At 69.6% G+C, this 21734-nt stretch carries 25 protein-coding genes; 13 read left to right on the top strand and 12 right to left on the bottom strand.

Translation table 11 applies throughout. The features are described 5' to 3' along the window. Positions 1 to 119 precede the first annotated feature (119 nt). The 9 genes from ACZ7KI_RS17155 to ACZ7KI_RS17115 form a co-directional block, all read right to left on the bottom strand. Positions 120 to 506 (bottom strand): PPOX class F420-dependent oxidoreductase, encoded by a 387-nt coding sequence (locus tag ACZ7KI_RS17155; protein WP_470274077.1) that lies wholly within the window; start codon positions 504 to 506, stop codon positions 120 to 122. Positions 507 to 515: 9 nt separating this feature from the next. Then, complete coding sequence (locus ACZ7KI_RS17150; protein ID WP_470274076.1) at positions 516 to 1250, bottom strand: ABC transporter permease; 735 nt, start codon at positions 1248 to 1250, stop codon at positions 516 to 518. Then, the gene (locus tag ACZ7KI_RS17145) at positions 1247 to 1981 is read right to left on the bottom strand and encodes an ABC transporter ATP-binding protein (protein WP_470274075.1); all 735 of its coding nucleotides are present in this window, start codon (positions 1979 to 1981) and stop codon (positions 1247 to 1249) included. Before ACZ7KI_RS17145 ends, ACZ7KI_RS17150 begins: the two co-directional genes overlap by 4 nt. 49 nt (positions 1982 to 2030) lie before the next feature. Further along, positions 2031 to 2474: a putative glycolipid-binding domain-containing protein gene (locus ACZ7KI_RS17140; RefSeq protein WP_470274074.1), complete on the bottom strand. Its 444-nt coding sequence runs from the start codon at positions 2472 to 2474 to the stop codon at positions 2031 to 2033. Further along, a complete protein-coding gene (locus ACZ7KI_RS17135; RefSeq protein WP_470274073.1) occupies positions 2471 to 3394 on the bottom strand; it encodes an NADP-dependent oxidoreductase in 924 nt (307 codons plus the stop codon). Before ACZ7KI_RS17135 ends, ACZ7KI_RS17140 begins: the two co-directional genes overlap by 4 nt. 28 nt (positions 3395 to 3422) lie before the next feature. Continuing rightward, entirely contained in the window at positions 3423 to 4421 is a 999-nt protein-coding gene (locus ACZ7KI_RS17130) for a hypothetical protein (protein ID WP_470274072.1), read from the bottom strand. Then, complete coding sequence (locus ACZ7KI_RS17125; protein ID WP_470274071.1) at positions 4418 to 4927, bottom strand: RNA polymerase sigma factor; 510 nt, start codon at positions 4925 to 4927, stop codon at positions 4418 to 4420. The genes ACZ7KI_RS17130 and ACZ7KI_RS17125 overlap by 4 nt, the downstream gene beginning before the upstream one ends. Positions 4928 to 5018: 91 nt before the next feature. Continuing rightward, complete coding sequence (locus ACZ7KI_RS17120) at positions 5019 to 6116, bottom strand: phytase (RefSeq protein WP_470274085.1); 1098 nt, start codon at positions 6114 to 6116, stop codon at positions 5019 to 5021. A 33-nt stretch (positions 6117 to 6149) separates the two neighbouring features. Continuing rightward, the gene (locus tag ACZ7KI_RS17115) at positions 6150 to 6752 is read right to left on the bottom strand and encodes a TetR/AcrR family transcriptional regulator (protein ID WP_470274070.1); all 603 of its coding nucleotides are present in this window, start codon (positions 6750 to 6752) and stop codon (positions 6150 to 6152) included. A gap of 38 nt (positions 6753 to 6790) precedes the next feature. Between ACZ7KI_RS17115 and hisF the strand changes: the two genes are divergently transcribed. From hisF to ACZ7KI_RS17090, 5 genes are all read left to right on the top strand, one after another. After that, positions 6791 to 7564 carry an imidazole glycerol phosphate synthase subunit HisF gene (hisF, locus tag ACZ7KI_RS17110; RefSeq protein ID WP_470274069.1) on the top strand — a complete coding sequence of 258 codons (774 nt, stop codon included), beginning with the start codon at positions 6791 to 6793 and terminating at the stop codon, positions 7562 to 7564. Further along, positions 7561 to 7950 (top strand): hypothetical protein, encoded by a 390-nt coding sequence (locus tag ACZ7KI_RS17105; protein ID WP_470274068.1) that lies wholly within the window; start codon positions 7561 to 7563, stop codon positions 7948 to 7950. The genes hisF and ACZ7KI_RS17105 overlap by 4 nt, the downstream gene beginning before the upstream one ends. Further along, complete coding sequence (gene hisI / locus ACZ7KI_RS17100) at positions 7940 to 8296, top strand: phosphoribosyl-AMP cyclohydrolase (protein ID WP_378368912.1); 357 nt, start codon at positions 7940 to 7942, stop codon at positions 8294 to 8296. The genes ACZ7KI_RS17105 and hisI overlap by 11 nt, the downstream gene beginning before the upstream one ends. A 5-nt stretch (positions 8297 to 8301) precedes the next feature. After that, positions 8302 to 8664, top strand: coding sequence for a DUF1304 domain-containing protein (locus ACZ7KI_RS17095; RefSeq protein WP_470274067.1), 363 nt, complete (start codon positions 8302 to 8304; stop codon positions 8662 to 8664). A gap of 222 nt (positions 8665 to 8886) precedes the next feature. Beyond that, the gene (locus ACZ7KI_RS17090; protein WP_470274066.1) at positions 8887 to 9363 is read left to right on the top strand and encodes a hypothetical protein; all 477 of its coding nucleotides are present in this window, start codon (positions 8887 to 8889) and stop codon (positions 9361 to 9363) included. A gap of 250 nt (positions 9364 to 9613) precedes the next feature. Here the strand turns inward: ACZ7KI_RS17090 and ACZ7KI_RS17085 are convergent, their stop codons facing one another. Continuing rightward, the gene (locus tag ACZ7KI_RS17085) at positions 9614 to 10219 is read right to left on the bottom strand and encodes a TetR/AcrR family transcriptional regulator (RefSeq protein WP_470274065.1); all 606 of its coding nucleotides are present in this window, start codon (positions 10217 to 10219) and stop codon (positions 9614 to 9616) included. 95 nt (positions 10220 to 10314) lie between these two features. Between ACZ7KI_RS17085 and ACZ7KI_RS17080 the strand changes: the two genes are divergently transcribed. The 8 genes from ACZ7KI_RS17080 to lgt all read left to right on the top strand — a co-directional run bounded on the left by ACZ7KI_RS17080 (position 10315) and on the right by lgt (position 19274). Continuing rightward, on the top strand, positions 10315 to 11877 hold the full coding sequence (locus ACZ7KI_RS17080; RefSeq protein WP_470274064.1) for an anthranilate synthase component I: 1563 nt from the start codon (positions 10315 to 10317) through the stop codon (positions 11875 to 11877). Further along, a complete protein-coding gene (locus ACZ7KI_RS17075) occupies positions 11870 to 12445 on the top strand; it encodes a Trp biosynthesis-associated membrane protein (protein WP_470274063.1) in 576 nt (191 codons plus the stop codon). Before ACZ7KI_RS17080 ends, ACZ7KI_RS17075 begins: the two co-directional genes overlap by 8 nt. Positions 12446 to 12637: 192 nt before the next feature. Then, positions 12638 to 13447, top strand: coding sequence for an indole-3-glycerol phosphate synthase TrpC (trpC, locus tag ACZ7KI_RS17070; RefSeq protein WP_005155232.1), 810 nt, complete (start codon positions 12638 to 12640; stop codon positions 13445 to 13447). Beyond that, the gene (gene trpB, locus ACZ7KI_RS17065) at positions 13444 to 14673 is read left to right on the top strand and encodes a tryptophan synthase subunit beta (protein WP_470274062.1); all 1230 of its coding nucleotides are present in this window, start codon (positions 13444 to 13446) and stop codon (positions 14671 to 14673) included. Before trpC ends, trpB begins: the two co-directional genes overlap by 4 nt. Further along, positions 14670 to 15461: a tryptophan synthase subunit alpha gene (gene trpA, locus ACZ7KI_RS17060; RefSeq protein ID WP_470274061.1), complete on the top strand. Its 792-nt coding sequence runs from the start codon at positions 14670 to 14672 to the stop codon at positions 15459 to 15461. Before trpB ends, trpA begins: the two co-directional genes overlap by 4 nt. A gap of 410 nt (positions 15462 to 15871) precedes the next feature. Beyond that, positions 15872 to 17014, top strand: a complete 1143-nt coding sequence (locus ACZ7KI_RS17055; RefSeq protein WP_470274084.1) for an amidohydrolase family protein — start codon at positions 15872 to 15874, stop codon at positions 17012 to 17014. After that, positions 17011 to 18180, top strand: a complete 1170-nt coding sequence (locus ACZ7KI_RS17050) for a M20 metallopeptidase family protein (RefSeq protein WP_470274060.1) — start codon at positions 17011 to 17013, stop codon at positions 18178 to 18180. Before ACZ7KI_RS17055 ends, ACZ7KI_RS17050 begins: the two co-directional genes overlap by 4 nt. A 29-nt stretch (positions 18181 to 18209) precedes the next feature. Next, a complete protein-coding gene (gene lgt, locus ACZ7KI_RS17045) occupies positions 18210 to 19274 on the top strand; it encodes a prolipoprotein diacylglyceryl transferase (protein WP_470274059.1) in 1065 nt (354 codons plus the stop codon). Between the two features lie 419 nt (positions 19275 to 19693). Here lgt and ACZ7KI_RS17040 read toward each other — a convergent pair whose 3' ends face one another. Next, positions 19694 to 20758, bottom strand: a complete 1065-nt coding sequence (locus tag ACZ7KI_RS17040; RefSeq protein WP_470274058.1) for an NAD(P)H-dependent amine dehydrogenase family protein — start codon at positions 20756 to 20758, stop codon at positions 19694 to 19696. A gap of 10 nt (positions 20759 to 20768) precedes the next feature. Then, positions 20769 to 21554 (bottom strand): SDR family oxidoreductase, encoded by a 786-nt coding sequence (locus ACZ7KI_RS17035; protein WP_470274057.1) that lies wholly within the window; start codon positions 21552 to 21554, stop codon positions 20769 to 20771. Positions 21555 to 21734 lie beyond the last annotated feature (180 nt).

The raw sequence follows: 21734 nt of genomic DNA, 5'->3' as shown, positions 1-21734 counted from the left end.
CCGCCCGCGCCAACAACAATCCACCCGACATCACAAACTCCCAGCTCACAGAGGGTGTTGCGACGACCGAGTGAATTCGCCTGGCTTTCGCGACATAACCGCTCACGAGGCTGGTGGGTCTACTCCGCCAGCTTGACCGCGATCCCCACCGTCCGGTCCTTCGGGCCCCGCAGCTTGCTGAAGAACATCGTGACCTGCCCGACGATCCCGTACTTCCGCGCGATCACCTTGCGCACGCGTTCGGTTTCGCCGAGGTCCAGCAGCCGGGCCTCGCCCGCGACGACGGCGCCATGGGTCTTGGTGCCGCGGAGGTCGCAGGCCTGGACCTCGACGCGGCCGCTATTGCGGATGCGCTTGATCTTGCCCGCCTTCCGCTCGGACCAGAACACCAGTTCGCCGCCGTCGCCCGCCAGCCAGATCGGCGTCGGCACCGGCGTGCCGTTCTTGCGGAAGGTGGTCAGGACGACATACTTCTCGGCGGCGAGCCGCTCGAACTCCGATCCCATGTGGAGAGTCTAGGGCGTGCGGCGGCGCAGCGTCGCCGCGCCGAGTATCAACGCGACGAGGGCGCTCGCGCCGACGATGATCAGGTTCCGGATCAGCGTCGTGTCCACGGTCCCCGAAGTGGTGACGCGGGTGAGCGCCTCGACGGCGTACGAAAGCGGCATCACGTCCGAAAGCCGGTTCAGCAACCAGCCCATCTGGTCGCGCGGCACGAACAATCCGCACAGCAGGATCTGCGGCAGCACGAACAGCGGCATGAACTGCACCGCCTGGAACTCCGTCCGCGCGAACGCGCTCACGAACAGGCCGAGCGCCATCCCGAGCAGGGCGTCGAGGACGGCGATGAGCAGCAGCATCCCGATCGACCCCGCGATGTCGAGGCCCAGCCAGGCGAGCGAGATCCCGGCCGCGACGCCGACCTGCACGACCGCGATCGAGCCGAACGCGATCGCGTAGCCGAAGAGCAGGTCCAGTCTGCCGATCGGCAGAGTCATCAGGCGTTCCAGCGTCGCCGTGGTGCGTTCGCGCAGCGTGGTGATCGAGGTGATCAGGAACATGATCGTGAACGGGAAGACGCCGAGCAGCGCCGGAGCGACGTGGCTGAAGACCGGTTCGGAGTTGAAGACGAAACGCAGCAGCACCATCAACAGCGACGGGACGGCGATCAGCATCACGACGGTGCGGGGGTCGTGCCGTAGCTGAAGGAGGATGCGACGCGCCGTGGCCAGCGTCAGCGCGGGATTCACGACGGGGTCACCGCCGAATTCGACGTCGCGCGGACCAGGCGCAGGAACGCCTGCTCCAGATCGGTTGTGCCGGTGCGCTCGCGCAGCTGGGCCGGGGTGTCGTCGGCGAGGATCCGGCCCTCGCGCATGAGCAGCAGGCGGTCGCATCGCGCGGCCTCGTCCATGACGTGGCTGGACACGAGCAGTGTCGCCCCGCCGTCGGCGAGGCGGCGGAACAGTGCCCAGAGTTCGTCGCGGAGCACGAGATCGAGACCCACGGTCGGTTCGTCGAGGACGAGCAGTCCGGGTTTCCCGAGCAGCGCGACGGCGAGGTTGGCGCGGCTGTGCTGGCCGCCCGACAGTGCGCCGACCAGTTTGCCCGCATGGTCGGCGAGCCCGACCTCGCCGATCACCCTGTCCACATCGGACACCGGCGCGCGGAGGACGGAAGCGAAGTAGCGCAAGGCTTCCGTGATGGTGAGATCGGCGTAGACGGCCGGGTTCTGGGTGGCGTAGCCGATCAGCCGCCGCAGCGGCGGGCTGCCTGCCGGATGGCCGAGCACGGTGACCTCGCCGCCCGCGACGATCTGCACGCCGACGATCGCGCGCATCAGCGTCGTCTTGCCGCAGCCGCTCGGGCCGAGCAGGCCGGTGATCCGGCCGCGCGGCGTCTCGAATCCGATGTTCCTGATGACCTCGCGCCCGCCGCGGACGACTCGCAGGCCGGTCACGGAGATCGCGGAATTAGTCATGCGTTTAATTCTGCGCCCGTTGAGAACCCCGAGTCAAGAGGGGTGTGGTTCAGGGCAGCCGGACCGCGATACCCGGGTAGTCGACCACCAGCAGCTGCTCGTCGTAGCGCAGGACGCAGGAGAAAGCGAAAACCGGTGCCGTATAAGCGAAATCGTGGTCACCGATCCGCTCGTAGCGCTGCTCCAGCCGCTCCACGGCGAGGTCGCCCGCACGGACGTACGCGGCGGGCGCTTCCGCGGCCGCGCCCACCGCGAGGCCGAGCCGGTGCACCGGCAGGGTGTTCGTCATCGACGACGACTCGAGGTCCACGTCGAAGCAGCCGTCGAGGCGCGGATCGGGCACACCGTCCACGCGCCATCGCCCCTCGCCGTCCTCGACGGCCGTCGTGGCGCCGTTGATCCGCCAGCCGCCGTCGTGCCCGGTGAAGAACGCGACTTCGAGGCCGGTTCTGGAATCCTGATGCCGCCAGCTCGCCGCCGCGGGGAGGCTCACGGCACCAGGACGAGCTTGCCCCGGACGTGGCCCGCTTCGCTCTCGTCCTGGGCCGCGCCCGCTTCGGCGAGCGGGTAGACCCGGGCGATCGGCAGGTCGAGCTTGCCTTCGGCGGCGAGCGCGGCACCTTCGGCCAGTGCGCCGGGGACCTGCTCGGCCGGGCCGCCCGACGTGAAGTGGACGCCGTGGTCGGCCGCGTCCGGCGCGGCGATGGTGACGACGCGCTTCGGACCACCGGTCAGCTCGACCAGGGCGGCCAGCGAGCCCCGGCCGGAGGTGTCGAAGGACGCGTCGATGCCCTGCGGCGCGACAGCGCGTACGCGCTCTTCCAGCCCTTCGCCGTACTTCACCGGGATGGCGCCCAACGACCGCAAGTATTCGTGGTTCGCTTCGCTCGCGGTGCCGACGACGGTGAGCCCGCGCGCGACGGCGAGCTGGACGGCGATCGTCCCGACACCGCCCGCCGCGCCATCGATGAGCAGCGTCTCGCCCTCAGCGAGGTCCAGCAGGTTGAGCGCGCGATAGGCGGTGGTGACGACGACGGGCAACGCGGCGGCCAGCTCCCAGGACAGCGCCTCCGGCTTGCGGGTCAGGCCGGCCGGATCCGCGAGCACGAACTCCGCGTACCCGCCGATCCCCCTGCCGAGGACCTCGTCGCCGACGGCGAACCCGGACACGCCTTCGCCGACGGCGTCCACCACGCCGGCGACGTCCCCACCCGGGACCGCGGGGAAGGTGGTCGGATACACCTCGGCCATCAGCCCGGCCCGGATCTTCCAGTCGATCGGGTTCACGCCCGCGGCGCGGACGGCGATCCTGACCTGGCCGGGGCCGGGCTCGGGAAGCTCCCGCTCGACGACGCGAAGAACGCCGGAGTCGCCGTATTCGGTGAACGCGATGGAGCGGTAGGTGTCCGTCATGCCGTCGACAACCCGTGCCCGCCCGCCGCTATTCCGGCACCTTCCCGAACCAGCCGTAGTCGCCGGGGATCAGCTGAACGCCGTTCGCGATGTCGAGCAGGGTGGCCCGGTCCCGTTTCCCCGACACGATGAGCCACCGCCCGCCTTCCACCTGGACGGCGACCGTTTCGTCCTGGTGCCCGAGCCTGCCTTCCCTCGGCGGCAGGGCGAAACCGTCGAGGCCCCGGACCCTGAGCGGCACGGGCGTGGCGTCGCCGTTGTCCGGCCGTTCGGCTCGGAGCGACGCCGTGACGACCGCCGCCGCCGTGGGCTGCCCGGCACGGGTGGCTTCGAGATCGGTCGCACCCCCGCCGACCGTCATGAACGTGCTGACCCCGGACAACTCCAGGTCGTCGGGCAGCTTGCCGAACCGCAATTCGCCAGACACCCGGGCACGGTCGTCCTTGACCATCTCGTCGGCGACCCGCTGGCCGACCGCGCGCGGGTCCTTGACGTTGAGCAACCTCAAGTTCAACAGGTAGACGTCGTCGGGCGACCAGGTCAGCAGCAGCCCCTGGCCGTAGACCTCCGCCGCCATGCCGACCCGGCCGTGCACGATGATCTGGTTGGGCGCGGGCGCGATCGTCCACGGCCCGCCGCCCTTGGCCAGCGGGGTGCTGGTCAGCTGGATCTGACCCTGTTCGCCGGCGCTCCACTCCCGCGTCTGCGGCGCGGGGTGCGGCTTCGCGGCCCGCAGGGTCTCCTTGAAACCGTCGGGCAGCCACCCCGGCTTATAGGGCAGCACCGCCCAGTCGGCGTTCACCTGCGAAGCCGGGGGGACGGCGGTGTAGGCCCGCAGCCCCAGCGGCACCCCGAGCGCGATGATCGCGACCGCCGCCGCGACCAGTGCCAAGGCCATCTTCGGACGGCTTCGCGAGCGCTGGTTCAGCGCGTCACGGATCTCGGACCCGTCGGGTGCCCGCGTCGCCAGGCGTTCGAGGCTCTCCCGGATGAGGTCCTCGGTGTTTTCTTCACTCAGTCGGGTCATTTGCGCGCTCCCGTGGGCTGAACAGGTGTGGCCGGGCCGGTTTCCCGCAGCGCGGCGAGCGCGCGCGAGATCTGGCTGCGCACGGTCGACGTCGCGCAGCGGAGTACCGCGCCGATCTCCTCGTCGGAGTAGTTCTCGTAGTAGCGGAGCACGATCGCGGCACGTTGTTTGCGCGGGAGCTTCGCGAGCCTGTCCAGCATCGCGTCGCGTTCGTCGTACTCGATGGCGTGATCGGAGACCGGCGGGCTCACCAGATCGAGGACTTCCGGCGAAGACGGCACCACGCGGCGGACCGCGAGGCGCCGACGCCACGACAGGTACTCGTTGGTCACCATCCGGCGGACGTACGTCGGCGGCGAGTCGATCTTCGGCCAGCGTTGCTGAGCCCGCAGCAGTACCTCCTGCACGATGTCCTGCGCCAGATACGGATCGTCGGTCAGGACGGTCGCGTAGCGCAGGAGCCCGTCCAGGCGATCCGCGACGAACTCGTCGAAGGTCGCAGGCACGTGTTCCCCCTCAGCCGGTGGTCTCGACCCTAATGACGCGCGAGACCACCTGGCTGATGCATCGGGAGCGGAACTTTCTCGGTGAACGCGGTCACCGCAGGGCGGTCTCCAGCCGGACGAAGGCGAAACCGGTCGTCGCCAGTTCCTCGCCGGAGGGGCCGGTGGCCGCCGGACGGCGTTCGCCGTCGTGCACCACCAGCAGGCCGTGCGGGAACAGCGGGCCCAGCGGCCGGGTGGTGATCGCGGCACCGTCGGAGTGCTCGACCGAGTCGGTACCGCGCCCGGCGACGATCCGGAAATCGCGGCGCGGGGTGTTGCGGCCGGCGCGGTCGTAGATCACGAACCGCGAGTCGCCCTGGCTCGACGCGAGCAGTTTGCCGTCGGCCAGCGTCAGCCCCTCCGCGTCGGCCGTCAGCCACTTGCCGCCGAAACCGGGATCGGGCCCGTCGGCGACGCATTCCTCGGTGGCTTCGTCGAAGCGCTGCGGCACCCCGAACGAACGGACCTTGTCGATCAGCTCGGGACGGCCGAAACCGTTGCCGCTCACGGGGATCCGCCAGATACCGACGTCCTCCTGCGCGGTGTAGAGCACGCGGTGTTCGACGTCGAGGACCGAACCTTCCAGCTGCGGGCGCTCGTCCGGTTCGCCGCATGGCGACCAGGTCTTCCCGGTCGGCAGCCGGAACTCCGACGGCAGGTCGATCGTGCCGATCGGCGCCGTCCGCTGTTCGTCCACTTCGGACTCCGACGCGGAGAAGACCGGTGCGGCGGAAGGATCCGTGACGTCCCGGAGTACCCGCGATCCGGCCGCCGCGCCGGCGGGGTCGATCCGGTAGACGCGGACGCGGTCCCGGCCGCGGTCGCTCACCACGGCGAGATCGCCGACGACGTCGACGTTGTTGAACCGGCTGGGCGCCGCGTCCTCGGTGGGCGCCTTCGCGACCGGGAGCAGCTGGAGTTGCCTCGCCCTCAGATCGAACGCGGCCAGCCCGCCTTCCTTGAGCGTGCCGAGGACGACGCTCCGCTCCGGATCGGTGGGGTGGACCCAGATCGCCGGGTCGTCGGCGTCGGCGTTCGCCGGGTCCGCGCCCGCGTCGTCGACGAACGCCCTGGTCTGTGCCACCGGCGAAGGGTCGGGACTCGCTTCGGCCGGGGAACCGGCGAGGAGGGAGGCCGCCAGCAGTGGCAAGGGGAGGAGAGCAGCGATGCGCACGCGGGGAAGTTAGCCGCGCCGGGTGTCCGGCCGGTGAACGCCGTCGGTCAGGTAGTACTGCGCGACCGGCGCCAGCATCGCGACGACCTCGTCCTCCGACGCGTTGACCAGTGGCGGGAGCCCGATGACGTAGCGAAGCAGCGCGAACCCGATCATCTGCGCGGCGACTCCGGCCACCCGGACCTTCGGTATCCCGCGCGCCTCGGCGACCTTCGCCAGCACCGCCCGTTCCAGGAACTGCCGCATCATGGTCGCGACCTGGTCGTTGGTGGTCGCGGACCGGATCATCGCCAGGAACGGCGCGCGGCCGTCCGGAGCCTGCCAGAGACCGAGGAACGCGCGGACGAGCCGTTCGCCGATCTCGTCCTCGGGGCCGTCGAGGATGCGGGGGACCAGTTCGCCGGGGTCGACCGGCAGGTTCATCGACGCGGCGAAGAGCCGTTGCTTGGTGCCGAAGAAGTGGTGCAGCAGCGCGGCGTTGACCCCGGCGTCGGCCGCGATGGCGCGGACGGTCGCCCCGTCGTACCCCTGTTCGGCGAACCTGCGCCGCGCCGCGTCGAGGATGACCTCCCGCGTCTCGGTCTGCCCCGGCCGCCGCCCCGCCTGTGCCATTCCGCGAGCTTAGAACGCCCTTGACTACGCTTGTCCCCATGTCTGTCGCAGTCAGGGTCATCCCGTGTCTCGACGTCGACGCGGGCCGAGTGGTGAAGGGCGTCAACTTCGCCGACCTGCGCGACGCCGGCGACCCCGTCGAGCTCGCCCGCCTGTACGACGCCGAGGGCGCCGACGAGCTCACGTTCCTCGACGTCACGGCCTCCTCCGGGGACCGCGAGACCACCTTCGACGTCGTCCGCCGGACCGCCGAGCAGGTGTTCATCCCGCTCACCGTCGGTGGCGGCGTGCGCACGAACGACGACGTCAACCGGCTGCTGCGCACGGGCGCGGACAAGGTGAGCATCAACACCGCGGCCATCGCGCGGCCGGAGTTCCTGCGTGAGGCGTCCCGCCGGTTCGGCGCGCAGTGCGTCGTCCTGTCGGTGGACGCCCGCCGTGTTCCCGAGGGGACCGAGCCGACGCCGTCCGGATTCGACGTGACCACGCACGGCGGTCGCCGCGGCACCGGCATCGACGCCGTCGAATGGGCCGCGCGCGGCGAAGAACTCGGCGTCGGCGAGATCCTGCTCAACTCGATGGACGCCGACGGCACCAAGAACGGCTTCGATCTCGAACTGCTGACCCAGGTGCGCCGGGCGGTCCGCGTCCCGGTGATCGCCAGCGGCGGCGCCGGCGCGCTCGAACACTTCCTGCCCGCCGTCGAGGCAGGCGCGGACGCGGTGCTCGCCGCCAGCGTGTTCCACTTCGGACAGTTGAAGATCGGCGAGGTCAAGGGCGCGCTGCGCGCAGGGGGAGTCGTGGTCCGGTGATCTTGAACAAGTGGAAGGTCGCCACCGAGGTCAAGGTCGTCTGCGCGCTGCTGCTCGGACTGGGCCTGGGGTACGTGGCGATGGCCGGGATCCTCATGTTCGCGCCGTACTCCTCCGCGCGGACGTTCCTGCTGCCGGGGACGGCGCTGCTCCTCGGCGGGCTCGTCGTGGCCGGACTGGTGCTGCGGATGGCGTCGGCGCGGTTCGCCGGTTTCGGCGTCAGTTTCCTGTTCGCGTTGCTGCACGCGCTGTCCATGCTGGCGGCGGAACTCTTCTGGGTGAAAATCGTCTCCGGGATCCTCTTCGCCGGGTACATCTACGCCGCGGTCCTGCTCAACTCGATGCCGGTGAAACGGTACCTGCTCGGAGCCACGAATGACGCTTGATCCCGCCCTCTCGGACCGCTTGAAACGCAACGCCGACGGGCTGATCGCCGCCGTCGTCGTCGAACACTCCACATCGGACGTCCTGATGATGGCGTGGATGAACGACGAGGCGCTGGAGCGCACCCTCACCACGCGGCGCGGGACCTACTATTCGCGCAGCCGCGAGGAACTGTGGGTCAAGGGCGAGACCTCAGGCCACGTCCAGCACGTGCGCGAGGTGCGGATCGACTGCGATGGCGATACCGTCCTGCTGCGCGTCGACCAGACCGGCCCGGCCTGCCACACCGGCACGCACACCTGTTTCGACACCGACGAACGGCTGCTGCTGGCCGACGAGAGCGAGTAGAACCTGTGAACGTCGTCGCCAACGTGCTGGTCGGCATCGTCGCCCTGATCCACCTGTACATCGTCGTGCTCGAGATGTTCCTGTGGACCACGCCGCGCGCCCGCGCTTCCTTCGGCACCACCGAGGAGTTCGCGAAGGAGACTTCGACGCTCGCGGCGAATCAGGGGCTGTACAACGGTTTCCTCGCCGCGGCGCTCATCTGGGGGCTGATCGCGACCGGGAGCACGGCGTGGCAGTTCAAGATCTTCGGTCTCGCCTGCGTGATCGTGGCCGGGCTCTACGGGACGGTGACGGCGAGCAAGAAGATCTTCTTCGTGCAGGTGGTTCCCGGCACGCTGGCGCTGATCGCGGTCCTGATCGCGGGCTGAGGCGCCTGCTCACTTGCACGCTCGCCGGGCGCGTCCGGTTGCCCTGGAGCGAGAGGGAACTCGTTGTCCGGAAAAGCCGCGGTTCCCGATTAACCTCAGCGCATGAAACCGGGAAGAAGATCGGCCGATCGCGACCGTCCGAGACGGCGTCCGCGCGTCGCCGGTCGGCCTCGGTCCGATTCAGGAACCGAAGACTTTGACACGTCGGAGCTACACGATGACGTGGCCATCCCGCTGATCGAAAAACTGTCGCTCTTCGAACAACGGGCAACGGCTTTTGCGGTGTTCTGGACCGCTTACTTCGTTGTGTGTCAAATTGTTTCGGAAGATCGCCGATTCGAGGTGCTGGTCCCGCTGTCTTTGGCGGCCATCTACGGTATTCCGGCGTGCCTGTACGCCGCCTGGCTCTGGAAGAGCCGCCGTCGGTCCGCCGAGAAGACCGGCCTGCGCGAGGCGACGGCGACCGTGCGGCCCGGCTGGTTGTTCCCCAGGGTCGACGTCTATCTCGGGCGCGATTACAAGCTGCTCCAAACACGACGGTCGCTGCGGATCGCTCCTCGTTTCGCGGGGCTCGAGAAAGTTCCCGTTTTCATCGGCGGCGAGGAAACGGACATGATCGTGATCTTCCCGCGCGGCCGTTTCTTCAAGGACCGGCTCCACACCGTTCCCGTCAAAGAAATCGAACCGGACACGGACTGACGATTGCCGAGGTAGGGCTCTCTGTGCGTGACCTGCGTGAAGGTGACGGTTCAGCGGATGCCGGGATCGACGACGGAGGATTGGGGGGCGTTGAGTGTCCCTGTTTCCACACACCCTCTTCGGGTCTGGTCGTCACAGGGACTGTCGTGCGGGACTGTGTGGATTTCGGGTCATCTGTCGCACCAAAATCCACACAGTGAGGGCACACTGTCCGCCGAGGCCCCGGGCTCGCCCAGCGCGCCCGACTGAGTCAGTCGATGTTCCCCGTCAGGTACCGCTGCACGGTCGGCGCGATTGCGGTCACCAGCGGCTCGATCTCGCTCGTCGCCATGGGCTCGAACTTCGCGACGTACCGCACCAGCCCCATCCCGACGAGCTGCGAGGCGCAGAGCGAAGTCCGCAGCTCGACACGGTCCGAGCCGATGCCGCCGATCACCTTCGTGAAGAAGTTCTGGAAGAACCCGCGCAGCACGGCCGCGGCCTGTTCGTGTCCGGCGACGCTGCGGACGAGCGCTTGGAACACGTCACCGCCCGCACCGTCCCATCGGGTGAGGAAGGTGCGTACGATCCGCTCGCCGAACTCCTCGTCCGGCCCGTCTTGCAGGTCCGCGAGCAGTGCGTGCGGGTCGAACGGCAGTTTCAGCACGGCTTGGGCGAACAGCCCTTCCTTGCTGCCGAACCAGTGGTTGACCATCGCCGCGTCGACCCCGGCGCGGGTCGCGATCGCCCGCACGGTCGCGCCGTCGAAGCCGCTCTCGCCGAACACCGCGCGCGCCGCTTCGATCAGCGCGGTGCGGGTGTCCTGTCCGCCCGGCCGCCGTCCCCGACGCCGGACGGTAGTGTCCTCAGCAGCCATGGCGCCATCATGAACGGAGCCGCCGCAAAATTCAACAATACTTGAATTTTGCCCCCGGTCCCGGCGCCGTCCGCCGTTGCAGCACAATGAGCGACATGGTCAGCGCCGCACACGCCAGCCCATCGGGGCTCGGCTCGGTCAGCCCCTCGCGCGACGAGTTCCGCGCGCTCGCCGAGGGCCGTCGCGTCATCCCAGTCGTCCGTCGCGTGCTCGCCGACGGTGAGACCCCCATCGGGGTCTACCGCAAGCTCGCCGCCGACCGGCCGGGAACGTTCCTCTTCGAATCGGCGGAGAACGGCGCTTCCTGGAGCCGATGGTCGTTCATCGGCGTCGACAGCCCCGCCGCGCTGACCGTGCGTGACGGTAAAGCCGTCTGGACGGGCACCCCTCCGGTCGGCCTGCCCGCCGAGGGCGATCCGCTCACCGTGCTGCGCGAGACCGTCGCCGCGCTCCACACCGAGCAGCTGCCCGGCATGCCACCGCTCACCGGCGGGATGGTCGGCTACATCGGCTACGACGCCGTCCGCTGGCTCGAACGGCTCCCCGAACTCGCCGAGCGCGACCTCGACATCCCCGAGCTCACCATGCTCCTGGCGACCGACCTCGCCGCCTTCGATCACCACGAGGGCACGGTCACGCTGATCGCCAACGCGGTCAACTGGGACGACTCGCCCGAGCGGGTCGACGCGGCGTACGACGACGCCGTCGCGCGCCTCAACGCGATGACCAAGCAACTGCACGTCGCCGCCCCGGCCACGGCGGCCGTCTTCGACCGCCCCGCGCCCGAATTCACGCGCCGCCGGTCCAAGCCGGACTTCCACGCGGCCGTCGAAAAGGCCGTCGAGGCGATCAAGGCGGGTGAAGCGTTCCAAATCGTGCCGTCGCAACGGTTCGAGATCGAGACCGAGGCCGACGCGCTCGACGTCTACCGGGTGCTGCGCACGTCCAACCCGAGCCCGTACATGTACCTGCTGCGCCTGGAGGGCTTCGACATCGTCGGCTCCAGCCCGGAGTCGCTGGTCACCGTCCGGGACGGCCGCGCGACCACCCATCCGATCGCGGGCACCCGCTGGCGCGGCGCCGACCCGGAAGAGGACGCGCAGCTGGCCAAGGACCTGCTCGCGGACGAGAAGGAACGCGCCGAGCACCTGATGCTCGTCGACCTCGGCCGCAACGACCTCGGCAAGGTCTGCAAGCCCGGCACCGTGCGCGTCGTCGACTTCTTCGACGTCGAGCGCTACAGCCACGTCATGCACATCGTCTCGACGGTCACCGGCGAACTCCTCGACGACAAGACGGCCTTCGACGCGGTCGCCGCCTGTTTCCCGGCCGGGACGCTCTCTGGCGCGCCGAAGGTCCGCGCGATGCAGCTGATCGAGGAGCTGGAGCCGACCCGCAGGGCGCTCTACGGCGGCGTCGTGGGCTACCTCGACTTCGCCGGGGACGCCGACACCGCGATCGCGATCCGCACCGCACTGATGAAGGACGGTGTCGCGTACGTCCAGGCGGGTGGCGGCGTGGTCGCCGACTCGGTGGCCGACTACGAGGACAACGAGTCGCTCAACAAGGCCCGCACCGTGCTGTCCGCCGTCGCGGCGGCGCAGACGATGATCGCGGCTGACGAACTCGACCCGGAGGGTGACCGCACTCGTGTCTGAGGCCCCGGAAGGCGCCGCACCTCGGGCGAAGCAGGCCAAACGTCCACTGTGGATCGCCGTGGCCGGCCTGCTGCTCGGCGCGGTCGCGCTGTGGGGATCCTCTCGGCTGGTGTGGTTCGCGGAGTTCCGCGACGGCGGCGTGCGCGGCACGGTGCTGTACACCGAAACCGGGTCACAGCGCGCGGTTGCGTTGATTCCGCTCGCCCTGCTGGCGCTGGCGGGTACGGCGGGACTGATCGCCACCGGCGGCTGGCCACGCCGGGTGCTCGGCGTGGTACTCGCGGTGGCGGGCGTGGCGGCGGTGTGGATCGGCGTGGTCGGTGGCGCGTTCACCGGATTCGCCGACGGTCTGCCCGTCGTCCAGATGGTGGGAGCGAGGGGACTGGCGATCCTCGGGGGAATTCTCGTGACCGCCGGCGGGTTGGCAGCCATCAAGGGCGCGGGCCGGATGCCGCGCCTCGGCGCGAAGTATTCGGCGCCGGGGGCGAAGAAGCGGGCCTCGAAGGATCCGGAGACCGAACTGTGGGAGGCGCTGTCCGAAGGCGAAGATCCCACGGCGACCCGGTGACGACAGCGGAATTCGCGGGTTTCGGAGATCTTTCCCGGCAAAGATGACACGGTGGGCATTCGGAGTAACGGACATACCCGGAACCAGGCCGTATTCGTGCGGGGGTTAGCATCGTTTCGGCGGGAAGGGGAAGGTTTTTGTGAGCGACCTTGCGAAGGAATCCGTGAGTACGACAGCCGGTGAGGTCCGCCGGTGAGCGTGCTCGAAGACATCGTCGCCGGCGTCCGTGCCGATCTCGCCGAGCGCGAGGCGGCTCTGCCGTTCGACGAACTGAAGAAGCGCGCGACCCAGGTCGCGCCCCCACGTGACGTGCTCGCGGCCCTGCGGGAGTCCGGCATCGGCGTCATCGCCGAGGTGAAGCGGCGCAGCCCGTCCAAGGGCGATCTGGCCGAGATCCCGGACCCGGCCGCGCTGGCGAAGGACTACGCCGACGGCGGAGCCCGGGTGATCAGCGTGCTGACCGAGCAGCGACGGTTCGGCGGTTCGCTCGCCGACCTCGACGCGGTCCGCGCGGCGGTCGACATCCCGGTGCTGCGCAAGGACTTCATCGTCAGCCCGTACCAGGTCCACGAGGCGCGGCTGCACGGCGCGGACATGGTCCTGCTGATCGTGGCGGCACTGGAGCAGAACGCCCTGATCGCGTTGCTGGACCGGGTCGAATCCCTCGGGATGACCGCGCTGGTCGAGATCCACAACGCCGAAGAGGCCGACAAGGCCCTCGAAGCCGGCGCGAAGGTGATCGGCGTCAACGCCCGCAACCTGCACACCCTCGAGGTCGACAGGGACGTCTTCTCGCGGCTGGCCCCGGGCCTGCCGATGGACGTCTTCAAGATCGCCGAGTCCGGTGTCCGCGGCCCCGGTGACCTGATGTCCTACGCGGGTCACGGCGCCGACGCCGTCCTCGTGGGCGAAGGGCTCGTCGCGTCCGGCGACCCGAAGGGCGCGCTGGTCAAGCTCGTGACCGCCGGTTCGCACCCCGCTTGCCCGAGGCCTTCTCGATGAGCGTGGAGTACACCGAAACGCCGCACGGCGAGCACGACCCGGACGGCCGGGGCTACTACGGCCCGTACGGCGGCCGGTTCATGCCCGAGGCGCTGATCGGAGTCATCGACGAGGTCGCGGCGGAATACGACAAGGCGAGGACCGACCCGGACTTCGTCAACGAGTTCCGGCGCCTGCTGCGTGACTACGCCGGCCGCCCGTCCCTGCTCACCGAGGCCAAGCGCTTCGGTGAGCACGCCGGTGGCGCCCGGGTCTTCCTCAAGCGCGAGGATCTGAACCACACCGGTTCGCACAAGATCAACAACGTGCTCGGCCAGGCGTTGCTCACCAAACGGATGGGCAAGAAGCGGGTCATCGCCGAGACCGGGGCCGGGCAGCACGGTGTGGCCACCGCCACCGCCTGCGCGCTGCTGGACCTGGAATGCCTCGTCTACATGGGCGAGGTCGACACCGAGCGGCAGGCGCTGAACGTCGCCCGTATGAAGCTGCTCGGCGCCGAGGTCGTCCCGGTGAAGACCGGTTCGCGCACGCTCAAGGACGCGATCAACGAGGCGCTGCGGGACTGGGTCGCCAACGCCGACACCACGCACTACCTGTTCGGCACGGCGGCGGGCCCGTACCCGTTCCCGATGATGGTGCGGAACTTCCACAAGATCATCGGCGAGGAGGCCCGCGCCCAGATCCTGGAGCAGGCCGGACGCCTGCCGGACGCCGTCGCGGCCTGCGTCGGCGGCGGATCGAACGCGATCGGCATCTTCCACGGCTTCATCGACGACCCGGAGGTCCGCCTCGTCGGCCTCGAGCCGGGCGGCGAAGGCATCGAGGGCAACCGCCACGGCGCCACGCTGACCAAGGGCACCCCGGGCAGCCTGCACGGCGCGATGACGTACCTGCTGCAGGACGAGGACGGCCAGACCGTCGAGTCGCACTCGATCTCCGCGGGCCTCGACTACCCGGGCGTCGGCCCCGAGCACTCGTGGCTCAAGGACAGCGGCCGCGCCGAGTACCGGCCGGTGACCGACGCCGAGGCGATGGACGCGTTCAAGCTGCTTTCACGCACCGAGGGCATCATCCCGGCGATCGAATCGGCGCACGCGCTGGCCGGTGCGCTGGTGCTGGGTCGCGAACTCGGCCCGGAGGGGCTGATCATCGTGAACCTGTCCGGTCGTGGCGACAAGGACATGGACACCGCCGCGAAGTACTTCGGCCTGGTGGAGAACGCATGAGCGGCTTGAAAGAGCTCTTCGCGGCGACGCGCGCGGAGGGTCGCGGAGCGCTGATCGGGTACCTCCCGGCGGGCTTCCCGACGGTCGACGGGTCGAAGGACCTGCTCGCCGCGGTGATCGACGGCGGCGCCGACCTGGTCGAGGTGGGCGTGCCCTACTCCGACCCGGTGATGGACGGCCCGACCATCCAGGCCGCGTCGGTGAGCGCGCTCTCCAGTGGTTTCAAGCTCAAGCATCTGTTCGAGGTCGTCGAGTCGGTGTCGTCGCGCGGCGGCAAAGCCGTCGTGATGACGTACTGGAACCCGGTGCACCGCTACGGCGTCGACCGCTTCGCGCGGGACCTCGCCGCCGCGGGCGGGCTCGGGATGATCACCCCGGACCTGATCCCGGACGAGGCCGACGAGTGGATGGCCGCCTCCGAGCAGCACGGTCTGGACCGGATCTTCCTGGTCGCGCCGTCTTCCTCGGAGGAGCGGATCGCGAAGACCGTCGAGGCGGCTTCGGGTTTCGTGTACGCCACCGCGGTGATGGGTGTGACCGGCGCCCGTGACCAGGTCGGCGTGCACGCCGAGGACCTGGTCGCGCGGACCCGGGCGCATACGGACCTGCCGATCGGTGTCGGGCTCGGCGTCCGTTCCGGCGAGCAGGCGGCCCAGGTCGCCGGCTTCGCCGACGGCGTCATCGTCGGCTCGGCGCTGGTGACAGCGGCCGCGAGCGGCCTGGACGCGGTTCGGGAGCTTTCGGCCGAACTGTCCGCGGGTGTGCGGAAGACCGTCGCCCCCGCTTGATCTGACGTGAGCCGAAAGGGCCCTTCACCGCATCTCTCGCGATGAAGGGCCCTTTCGCTCTGTCTGGCGACTTCGGTTCAGCACTCGGTGATGGACAGCGGCGACGAGGAGAAGCTGGTGTACCAGGTGAATCCGGCGACGCTGTGGGCGGAGTCGAGGTCCGGTCTGAAATGCACCCAGGCTTCGCGGTGGTCGGGCTCAGCCCGGTCCAGGTGCCGACAGCGGCACTGGCCAGCGGGGCGGTCGAGACCAACCCGGTCAGCACGAGTGCGGCCGTCACGAGGACGGCCTTCAGTTTCTTCATCCGGTCGGTGCCGCGCCTGTTCGTCCAAAGTGGACGGTCACCCTTGCCATGCCGGATTCCATCCCTAGGGTGGGGCGCACTCGTCGATCACGAGAAGGGACGCGTCATGCCGGGACCTGGGATTCTGCCGTTCGTGGCCGAGACGCGGCTGGTGGACCACCACTGCCACGGCGTCGTCACCGGAGACATCGGCCGGATCGAGTTCGAACAGCTGCTCACCGAGGCCGACACCGTCTCCTCGCTGGGCACCACCCTGTTCGACTCGCTGATCGGGCTCGCGGTCCGCGCCCGCTGCGCGCCGGTGCTCGGCCTGCCGCCGCATGTCCCGGCCGATGCCTATCTGGCCCGCCGCGCCGAATTGGGCGCCGCCGAGGTCAACGCGCGGTTCCTGCGCGCCACCGGCACGACGGAGTTCCTGCTCGACGGCGGTTTCCTGCCGGACACGCTGACCACGACCGAGCAGTTCGCGGCGCTGTCCGGGGCGCGTGCGCGCGACATCGTCCGGCTCGAACAGGTCGCCGAAGCCGTCGTGGAGTCCACCACCGCCGCCTCGTTCGCCTCGGTGTTCACCGGGGAACTGGCGAAACGCGCGACGACGGCGGTGGGGTTCAAGTCCATCGCCGCCTACCGGGTCGGCCTGGACCTGGCGGGGGACCGGCCGACGGACACCGAGGTCGCCGACGCGGCGGGCCGCTGGCTCGCCCGGATCGAGGCCGGTGAACCGGTCCGGCTCGCGGACGAGGTACTGCACCGGTTCCTCGTCTGGACCGGGATCGACCTGGCCCTGCCGATCCAGTTCCACGTCGGTTTCGGCGACTCCGACGTGGACCTGCACCGCTGCGATCCGCTGCTGCTCACCGGGCTGTTGCGGGCGACGCGCTCACGCGGGGTGCCGATCATGCTGCTGCACAATTACCCCTTCCACCGGAACGCCGCGTATCTGGCGCAGGTCTTCGAGCACGTGTTCATCGACGTGGGACTCGCGACGCACAACGCCGGTCACCGTGCGCCCGCGATCATCGCGGAGACAATGGAGCTGGTGCCGTTCGGGAAACTGCTGTTCTCCACGGACGCGTTCGGGCTCGCCGAGCTGTACCACCTCGGCACCGGACTGTTCCGGGCAGGACTGTCGGATTTCCTGTACGCGGGCCTCACCTCGGACGTACTGTCCGAAGTGGACGCACGACGGATCACCGCGCTCGTGTGCCACCGCAACGCGGAGCGGGTGTACGGGCTGGAGGGGACATGACGGAACTGGACGAACTGCAGGACCGGTGGGAGTCAGCTGTCGAGGCGGAGCTGCCGTCCGCGATCGAACTGCGGCACCGGGTGCACGCCGATCCCCGCGCGTCGGGGGACGAAGAGGACACCACCAGGGTCCTCGTCGAGGCGCTGGGCGGTGACGAGGGCGTCCGGGTCGCCAAGACCGGCCGCGCCGTGCTGTTCCCCGGCACCGGCGCGGGACCGGCCGTGGCGCTCCGCACCGAACTGGACGCGTTGCCCGTCGTCGAGCGCACCAGGGTCCCATGGGCTTCGGAGACGTCGCTGATGCACGCGTGCGGGCACGACGTGCACATGGCCGCGCTCGTCGCCACCTGCCGTGCCGCGGCCGTCGTGGGCGTGCCACGGCCGCTCGTCGCCCTCCTGCAGCCGCGTGAGGAGACCTCGCCGTCCGGCGCGCTGGACATCGTCGAATCCGGCGTGCTCCACGAGTACGGCGTCGACACGGTGATCGGCGCGCACGTCCAGCCGCGGCTCGCGGCGGGTGTGGTCTCGGCGGTACCGGGGCCGGTCAACGCCTCCACCGACGAGTTCGAAGTGACCGTTCGCGGCCAGGGCGGGCACGCCGGCTACCCGCATTTGCTGCGGGATCCGATCCTCACGCTCAGCCAGATCGTGGTGAGCCTGCAGCAGCTCGCGAGCCGCCGGGTCGATCCGGTGTTCGGGGCGGTCTGCTCGGTGGGCCGGATCGAAGCGGGGAGGACGGCGAACGTCGTGCCGAACGAGGCCCGCCTGTCGGGCTCGTTGCGGCTGATGCGCGCCGAGGACCGCGACCTCGCTCTCGAGGGCCTCGCCGAGGTCGTCCACGGCACCGCGAAGGCGCACGGCTGCCGCGCGGAACTGGAGATCAACCCGTGCGAACCCGTGCTGCACAACGACGCCGGGCTCACCCAGCGCGCGCACCGGCGGCTCGTCCGGGCCGGGTCGGGCGTCGACACCGACTTCCGGTCCTTCGGCGCCGACGATTTCGCGCACTACTGCGGGATGACGCGCGGGCTGATGATGTTCGTCGGCCTCGGTGACACCGCTGGCGCGCCGAGCCTGCACGACGAGGTGTTCCTGCCGCCGGACACCGCCGTCGGGCAGGTCGCGTCCGCGCTGATCGCGGGCTATCTGGCCGCCGTCGAGGGCTGACGCTCCCAAGACACGGCGGAGGCGCTACGGTGGCCGACGTGAATACCGCCTCGGCAGCGTTCCTCGCGACCATCCCCAGTCCCGACCAGGGCGTCTGGCATATCGGGCCGGTCCCGATCCGGGCATACGCGCTGTGCATCATCGCCGGCATCATCGCGGCGATCTGGCTGGGCGAGCGGCGGTGGATCGCCCGAGGCGGCACGAAGGGCACCGTCATCGACGTCGCCGTCTTCGCCGTGCCGTTCGGCCTGATCGGTGGTCGGCTGTACCACGTCATCACCGACAACCAGCTGTACTTCGGACCGGGCAAGAACCCGCTGAACGCGCTGAAGATCTGGGACGGCGGGCTCGGCATCTGGGGCGCCATCGCGCTGGGCGCGGTCGGCGCGCTGATCGCCTGCCGCCGCCGGGGCATCCCGCTGCCCGCGATGGCCGACGCGCTCGCGCCCGGCATCGTGCTGGCGCAGGCCATCGGCCGGGTCGGCAACTACTTCAACCAGGAGCTCTACGGCGCGCACACGGACCTGCCGTGGGGCCTGGAGATCTACCAGCGCTACAACCCGACCAACCCGGACGACTTCCTGAACGGCGTCGCGATCGGGCACGTCCCGCTGCCGGACAGCCCCGTGCATCCGACGTTCCTCTACGAGCTGCTCTGGAACGTCGGGGTGGCGCTGCTGGTCATCTGGGCGGACAAGAAGTTCCGCCTCGGCCACGGCCGCGCGTTCGCGCTGTACGTCGCCGGATACACCGCCGGCCGGTTCTGGATCGAGCTGATGCGCACCGACAGCGCGAACCACATCCTCGGCCTGCGGGTCAACGTGTGGACTGCGATCCTGTTGTTCGTCGCGGCGATCGTCTACTTCGTGCTGGCCGCCAAGCGCGGGCCGCGGGAGGCTCCGGAAACGCTGTGGAGCAAGGACGTGCCGCGGGAGGACGCTTCCGCCTCTGACTCTGACGGCGAGGGCGCCTCTGTGGCCGCTTCGGGGCCCGAGGGCGAGGCGCACGCGGACGTCGCGGCGGCCCCGGACACCGTGCGCGACTCCGCCGCCGACAAGGCGACCGAGGACCCGAAGCCCGAGGCCGAGAAGTAGGCCGCTTCACCCTTCGCGCGCGCTATGAAAGGTCCTTTCTTTGCAAAATTTGCAGGGGCCCGGCAAAGTCGGGATCGTGCAGGTCGGGGACCTCTTGGTCATGGCGCAGGCAGACGTCTATGAAGGAATTGGGACGTTGAGTGTCCCAATTCCTTCATAGACACGGGGTCGTACCCGGTTGCGAAGCTTGGTCAACAGAGGTTCAGGGGGCATGGCCCTGAACCCGGTGTACCTCGAGTGTGGAGGATTTGGGACGTTCACCGTCCCAAATCCTCCACACTCGGACCCCGCGGGCATCAGCGATGCCACATCCGGACCATCGAGAACAGTGCCGACCAGCAGCTATGCGACTTTGCCGGGACCCTTGCAAAATTTGCTATGAAAGGACCTTTCATGGCATCCGGTGGCACCTCCCGTGGTCAGGGAGCGACCAGTCCCCGCCCCGTCACCAACGGTAGGTCCAGCGCCGTCAGCAGCCCAGGCGGAGCCGCCGCCACCGCCGGGATCGCGTTGACCAGCCGCATCGCGGTCGCCTTCAGCCCGGCCGTGTTGTGGTCGCCGTCGGTGCCGAGCAGCCGCAGGTCGAGCACGTATTCGGGTTCGCCGGTCACCTGCACCCGGTAGCAGCCCTGCCCGGACGGCTGCGGCCAGTCCGGGCCGAGGTCGGACCGCAGCCGCGTGACGTGCTCCAGCACGCACACCGGCCGCCCGCCACGCATTCCGCGCACCTCGAACCGCAGCGCCGCCGCCGTGCCCTCCTTGATCGTCCCCGAGGCGATCTCGAATGTCTCAGGCGCGGGTAGCCGTTCGTAGACCTCCTCGACGGTGTCGAGCTCGACGTCCAGCCCCGCCGCGAGCTGCCGCACGACGCTGCCCCAGGCCAGCGACAGGACGCCGGGCTGCAGCAACAGCGGCAGGTCGTCCATCTCGCGGCCGAAGCCCATGATTTCGAACAGGACCTTGCCGTTGTCGTAGGTGGAGTAGTCGAGGATCTCCAGGCAGCGCACCTCGTCGATCCGTTCGCACACGCCGGTGAGCACCAGCGGCAGCCAGTCGTTGGCGAAACCGGGGTCGACGCCGTTGACCCACAGCGACGCGCCGCCTTCGCGGGCCGCCTCGCGGATCGGTTCGATCATCTCCGGCGGGACGACACCTTCGGGGTACTGGAGGAACACCGGGCTGCTCGACACCACGTTGATCCCGGCGCGCAGGAAGCGCTTCAGGTCCTCGACGGCCTCGACGAGCCGGTCATCCGCCATCGCCGTGTAGACGACACAGTCCGGCTTCAGCGCGATGAGCGCGTCCGCGTCGGTCGTCGCGGTGACCCCGAGCGGGCGCCCGAGCCCGGCCAGTTCCCCGGCGTCCACGCCCGCTTTGGCCTCGCTCGAAACCCAGACCCCGGCGAGTTCGAGATCGGGACGGGCGTCGATCCCGGCCAGCGCGTGGCGGCCGACGTTCCCGGTACTCCACTGGACCACGCGCATGCGTTGTCTCCTACAGATCGGGCAGGCCCAGTTCCAGATTCGGGGCCTGCAGTCCACCGTCGACTTCGAGGATCTTGCCGGTGACGTACCGGCCCGCCCGCGACGCCAGGAACACGACCGTGGCCGCGATGTCCTCGGCCTCGCCGATCCGGCGCAGGGGAGTGGCGGCCTCCATCCGGCCGCGCAGTTCGTCGTTGCCCACCACCACTTCGAGCGCCGAGGTCGCGACGGAGCCGACCGAGATCGCGTTCACCCGCACCTTCGGCGCGAGGTCGGCCGCGGCGAGCCGGGTGTAATGCGCCAGCGCGGCTTTCGCCGTCCCGTACGCGGCGAAGCCCCGGCCGCTCACGCGACCCATGACCGACGAGATGTTGACGACCGACCCGCCGGTCTCCAGTAGCGCGGGTGCCGCCGCCGTGGTCAGCGCATGCGCGGTGGAAACGTTGAAGCGGAAGGCTTCTTCGAGAAAATCGGTGGTGGTTTCCAGCAGCGGGCGGGGATAGGTCCCACCGACGTTGTTGACCACCAGGTCCAGCCGCCCGAATTCCGCGGTCGCGATCGCCGCGAGCTCGGCGGCGGCCGCCGGGTCGCTCAGGTCGGCAGGCACCACGCGGGCTCGCCTGTCGGTGGCGGCGACCAGGGCCGCGACGTCGTCGAGCTGGCTTTCGGTACGGGACGAGATCACCACGTCGGCGCCGGCCTCGGCGAGAGCGACGGCCGTCGCCGCGCCGATCCCGCGCCCGGCGCCGGTGACGACGGCGACCTGGTCGGTGAGCCGGAAACGGTCCAGGATCATGCGCGGAACTGTAACACGTTCTAGTAATGCCGCCCCAGGATGCGGAGAACGCGCGAAGTGACTAGGGTCGCCTCACCGCGACTCTTGACTTCCCGGAACAGGACATATACTTAGCGGTACGAACTACCGTGACCACATCAGGAACTGTGTCGTTCCGGTCATCCAGATTGTTACCCATCA

The sequence above is a fragment of the Amycolatopsis sp. NPDC039088 genome (genome assembly GCF_055598845.1).
This window is presented reverse-complemented; position numbering and strand designations above follow the sequence as displayed.

Coding starts and splice junctions, on each gene's coding strand:
- ACZ7KI_RS17155 (WP_470274077.1), bottom strand. CDS start 506: ATGGGATCGGAGTTCGAGCGGCTCGCCGCCGAGAAGTATGTCGTCCTG.
- ACZ7KI_RS17145 (WP_470274075.1), bottom strand. CDS start 1,981: ATGACTAATTCCGCGATCTCCGTGACCGGCCTGCGAGTCGTCCGCGGC.
- ACZ7KI_RS17135 (WP_470274073.1), bottom strand. CDS start 3,394: ATGACGGACACCTACCGCTCCATCGCGTTCACCGAATACGGCGACTCC.
- ACZ7KI_RS17130 (WP_470274072.1), bottom strand. CDS start 4,421: ATGACCCGACTGAGTGAAGAAAACACCGAGGACCTCATCCGGGAGAGC.
- ACZ7KI_RS17115 (WP_470274070.1), bottom strand. CDS start 6,752: ATGGCACAGGCGGGGCGGCGGCCGGGGCAGACCGAGACGCGGGAGGTC.
- hisF (WP_470274069.1), top strand. CDS start 6,791: ATGTCTGTCGCAGTCAGGGTCATCCCGTGTCTCGACGTCGACGCGGGC.
- hisI (WP_378368912.1), top strand. CDS start 7,940: ATGACGCTTGATCCCGCCCTCTCGGACCGCTTGAAACGCAACGCCGAC.
- ACZ7KI_RS17085 (WP_470274065.1), bottom strand. CDS start 10,219: ATGGCTGCTGAGGACACTACCGTCCGGCGTCGGGGACGGCGGCCGGGC.
- ACZ7KI_RS17080 (WP_470274064.1), top strand. CDS start 10,315: ATGGTCAGCGCCGCACACGCCAGCCCATCGGGGCTCGGCTCGGTCAGC.
- trpB (WP_470274062.1), top strand. CDS start 13,444: ATGAGCGTGGAGTACACCGAAACGCCGCACGGCGAGCACGACCCGGAC.
- trpA (WP_470274061.1), top strand. CDS start 14,670: ATGAGCGGCTTGAAAGAGCTCTTCGCGGCGACGCGCGCGGAGGGTCGC.
- ACZ7KI_RS17055 (WP_470274084.1), top strand. CDS start 15,872: ATGCCGGGACCTGGGATTCTGCCGTTCGTGGCCGAGACGCGGCTGGTG.
- ACZ7KI_RS17050 (WP_470274060.1), top strand. CDS start 17,011: ATGACGGAACTGGACGAACTGCAGGACCGGTGGGAGTCAGCTGTCGAG.
- ACZ7KI_RS17040 (WP_470274058.1), bottom strand. CDS start 20,758: ATGCGCGTGGTCCAGTGGAGTACCGGGAACGTCGGCCGCCACGCGCTG.
- ACZ7KI_RS17035 (WP_470274057.1), bottom strand. CDS start 21,554: ATGATCCTGGACCGTTTCCGGCTCACCGACCAGGTCGCCGTCGTCACC.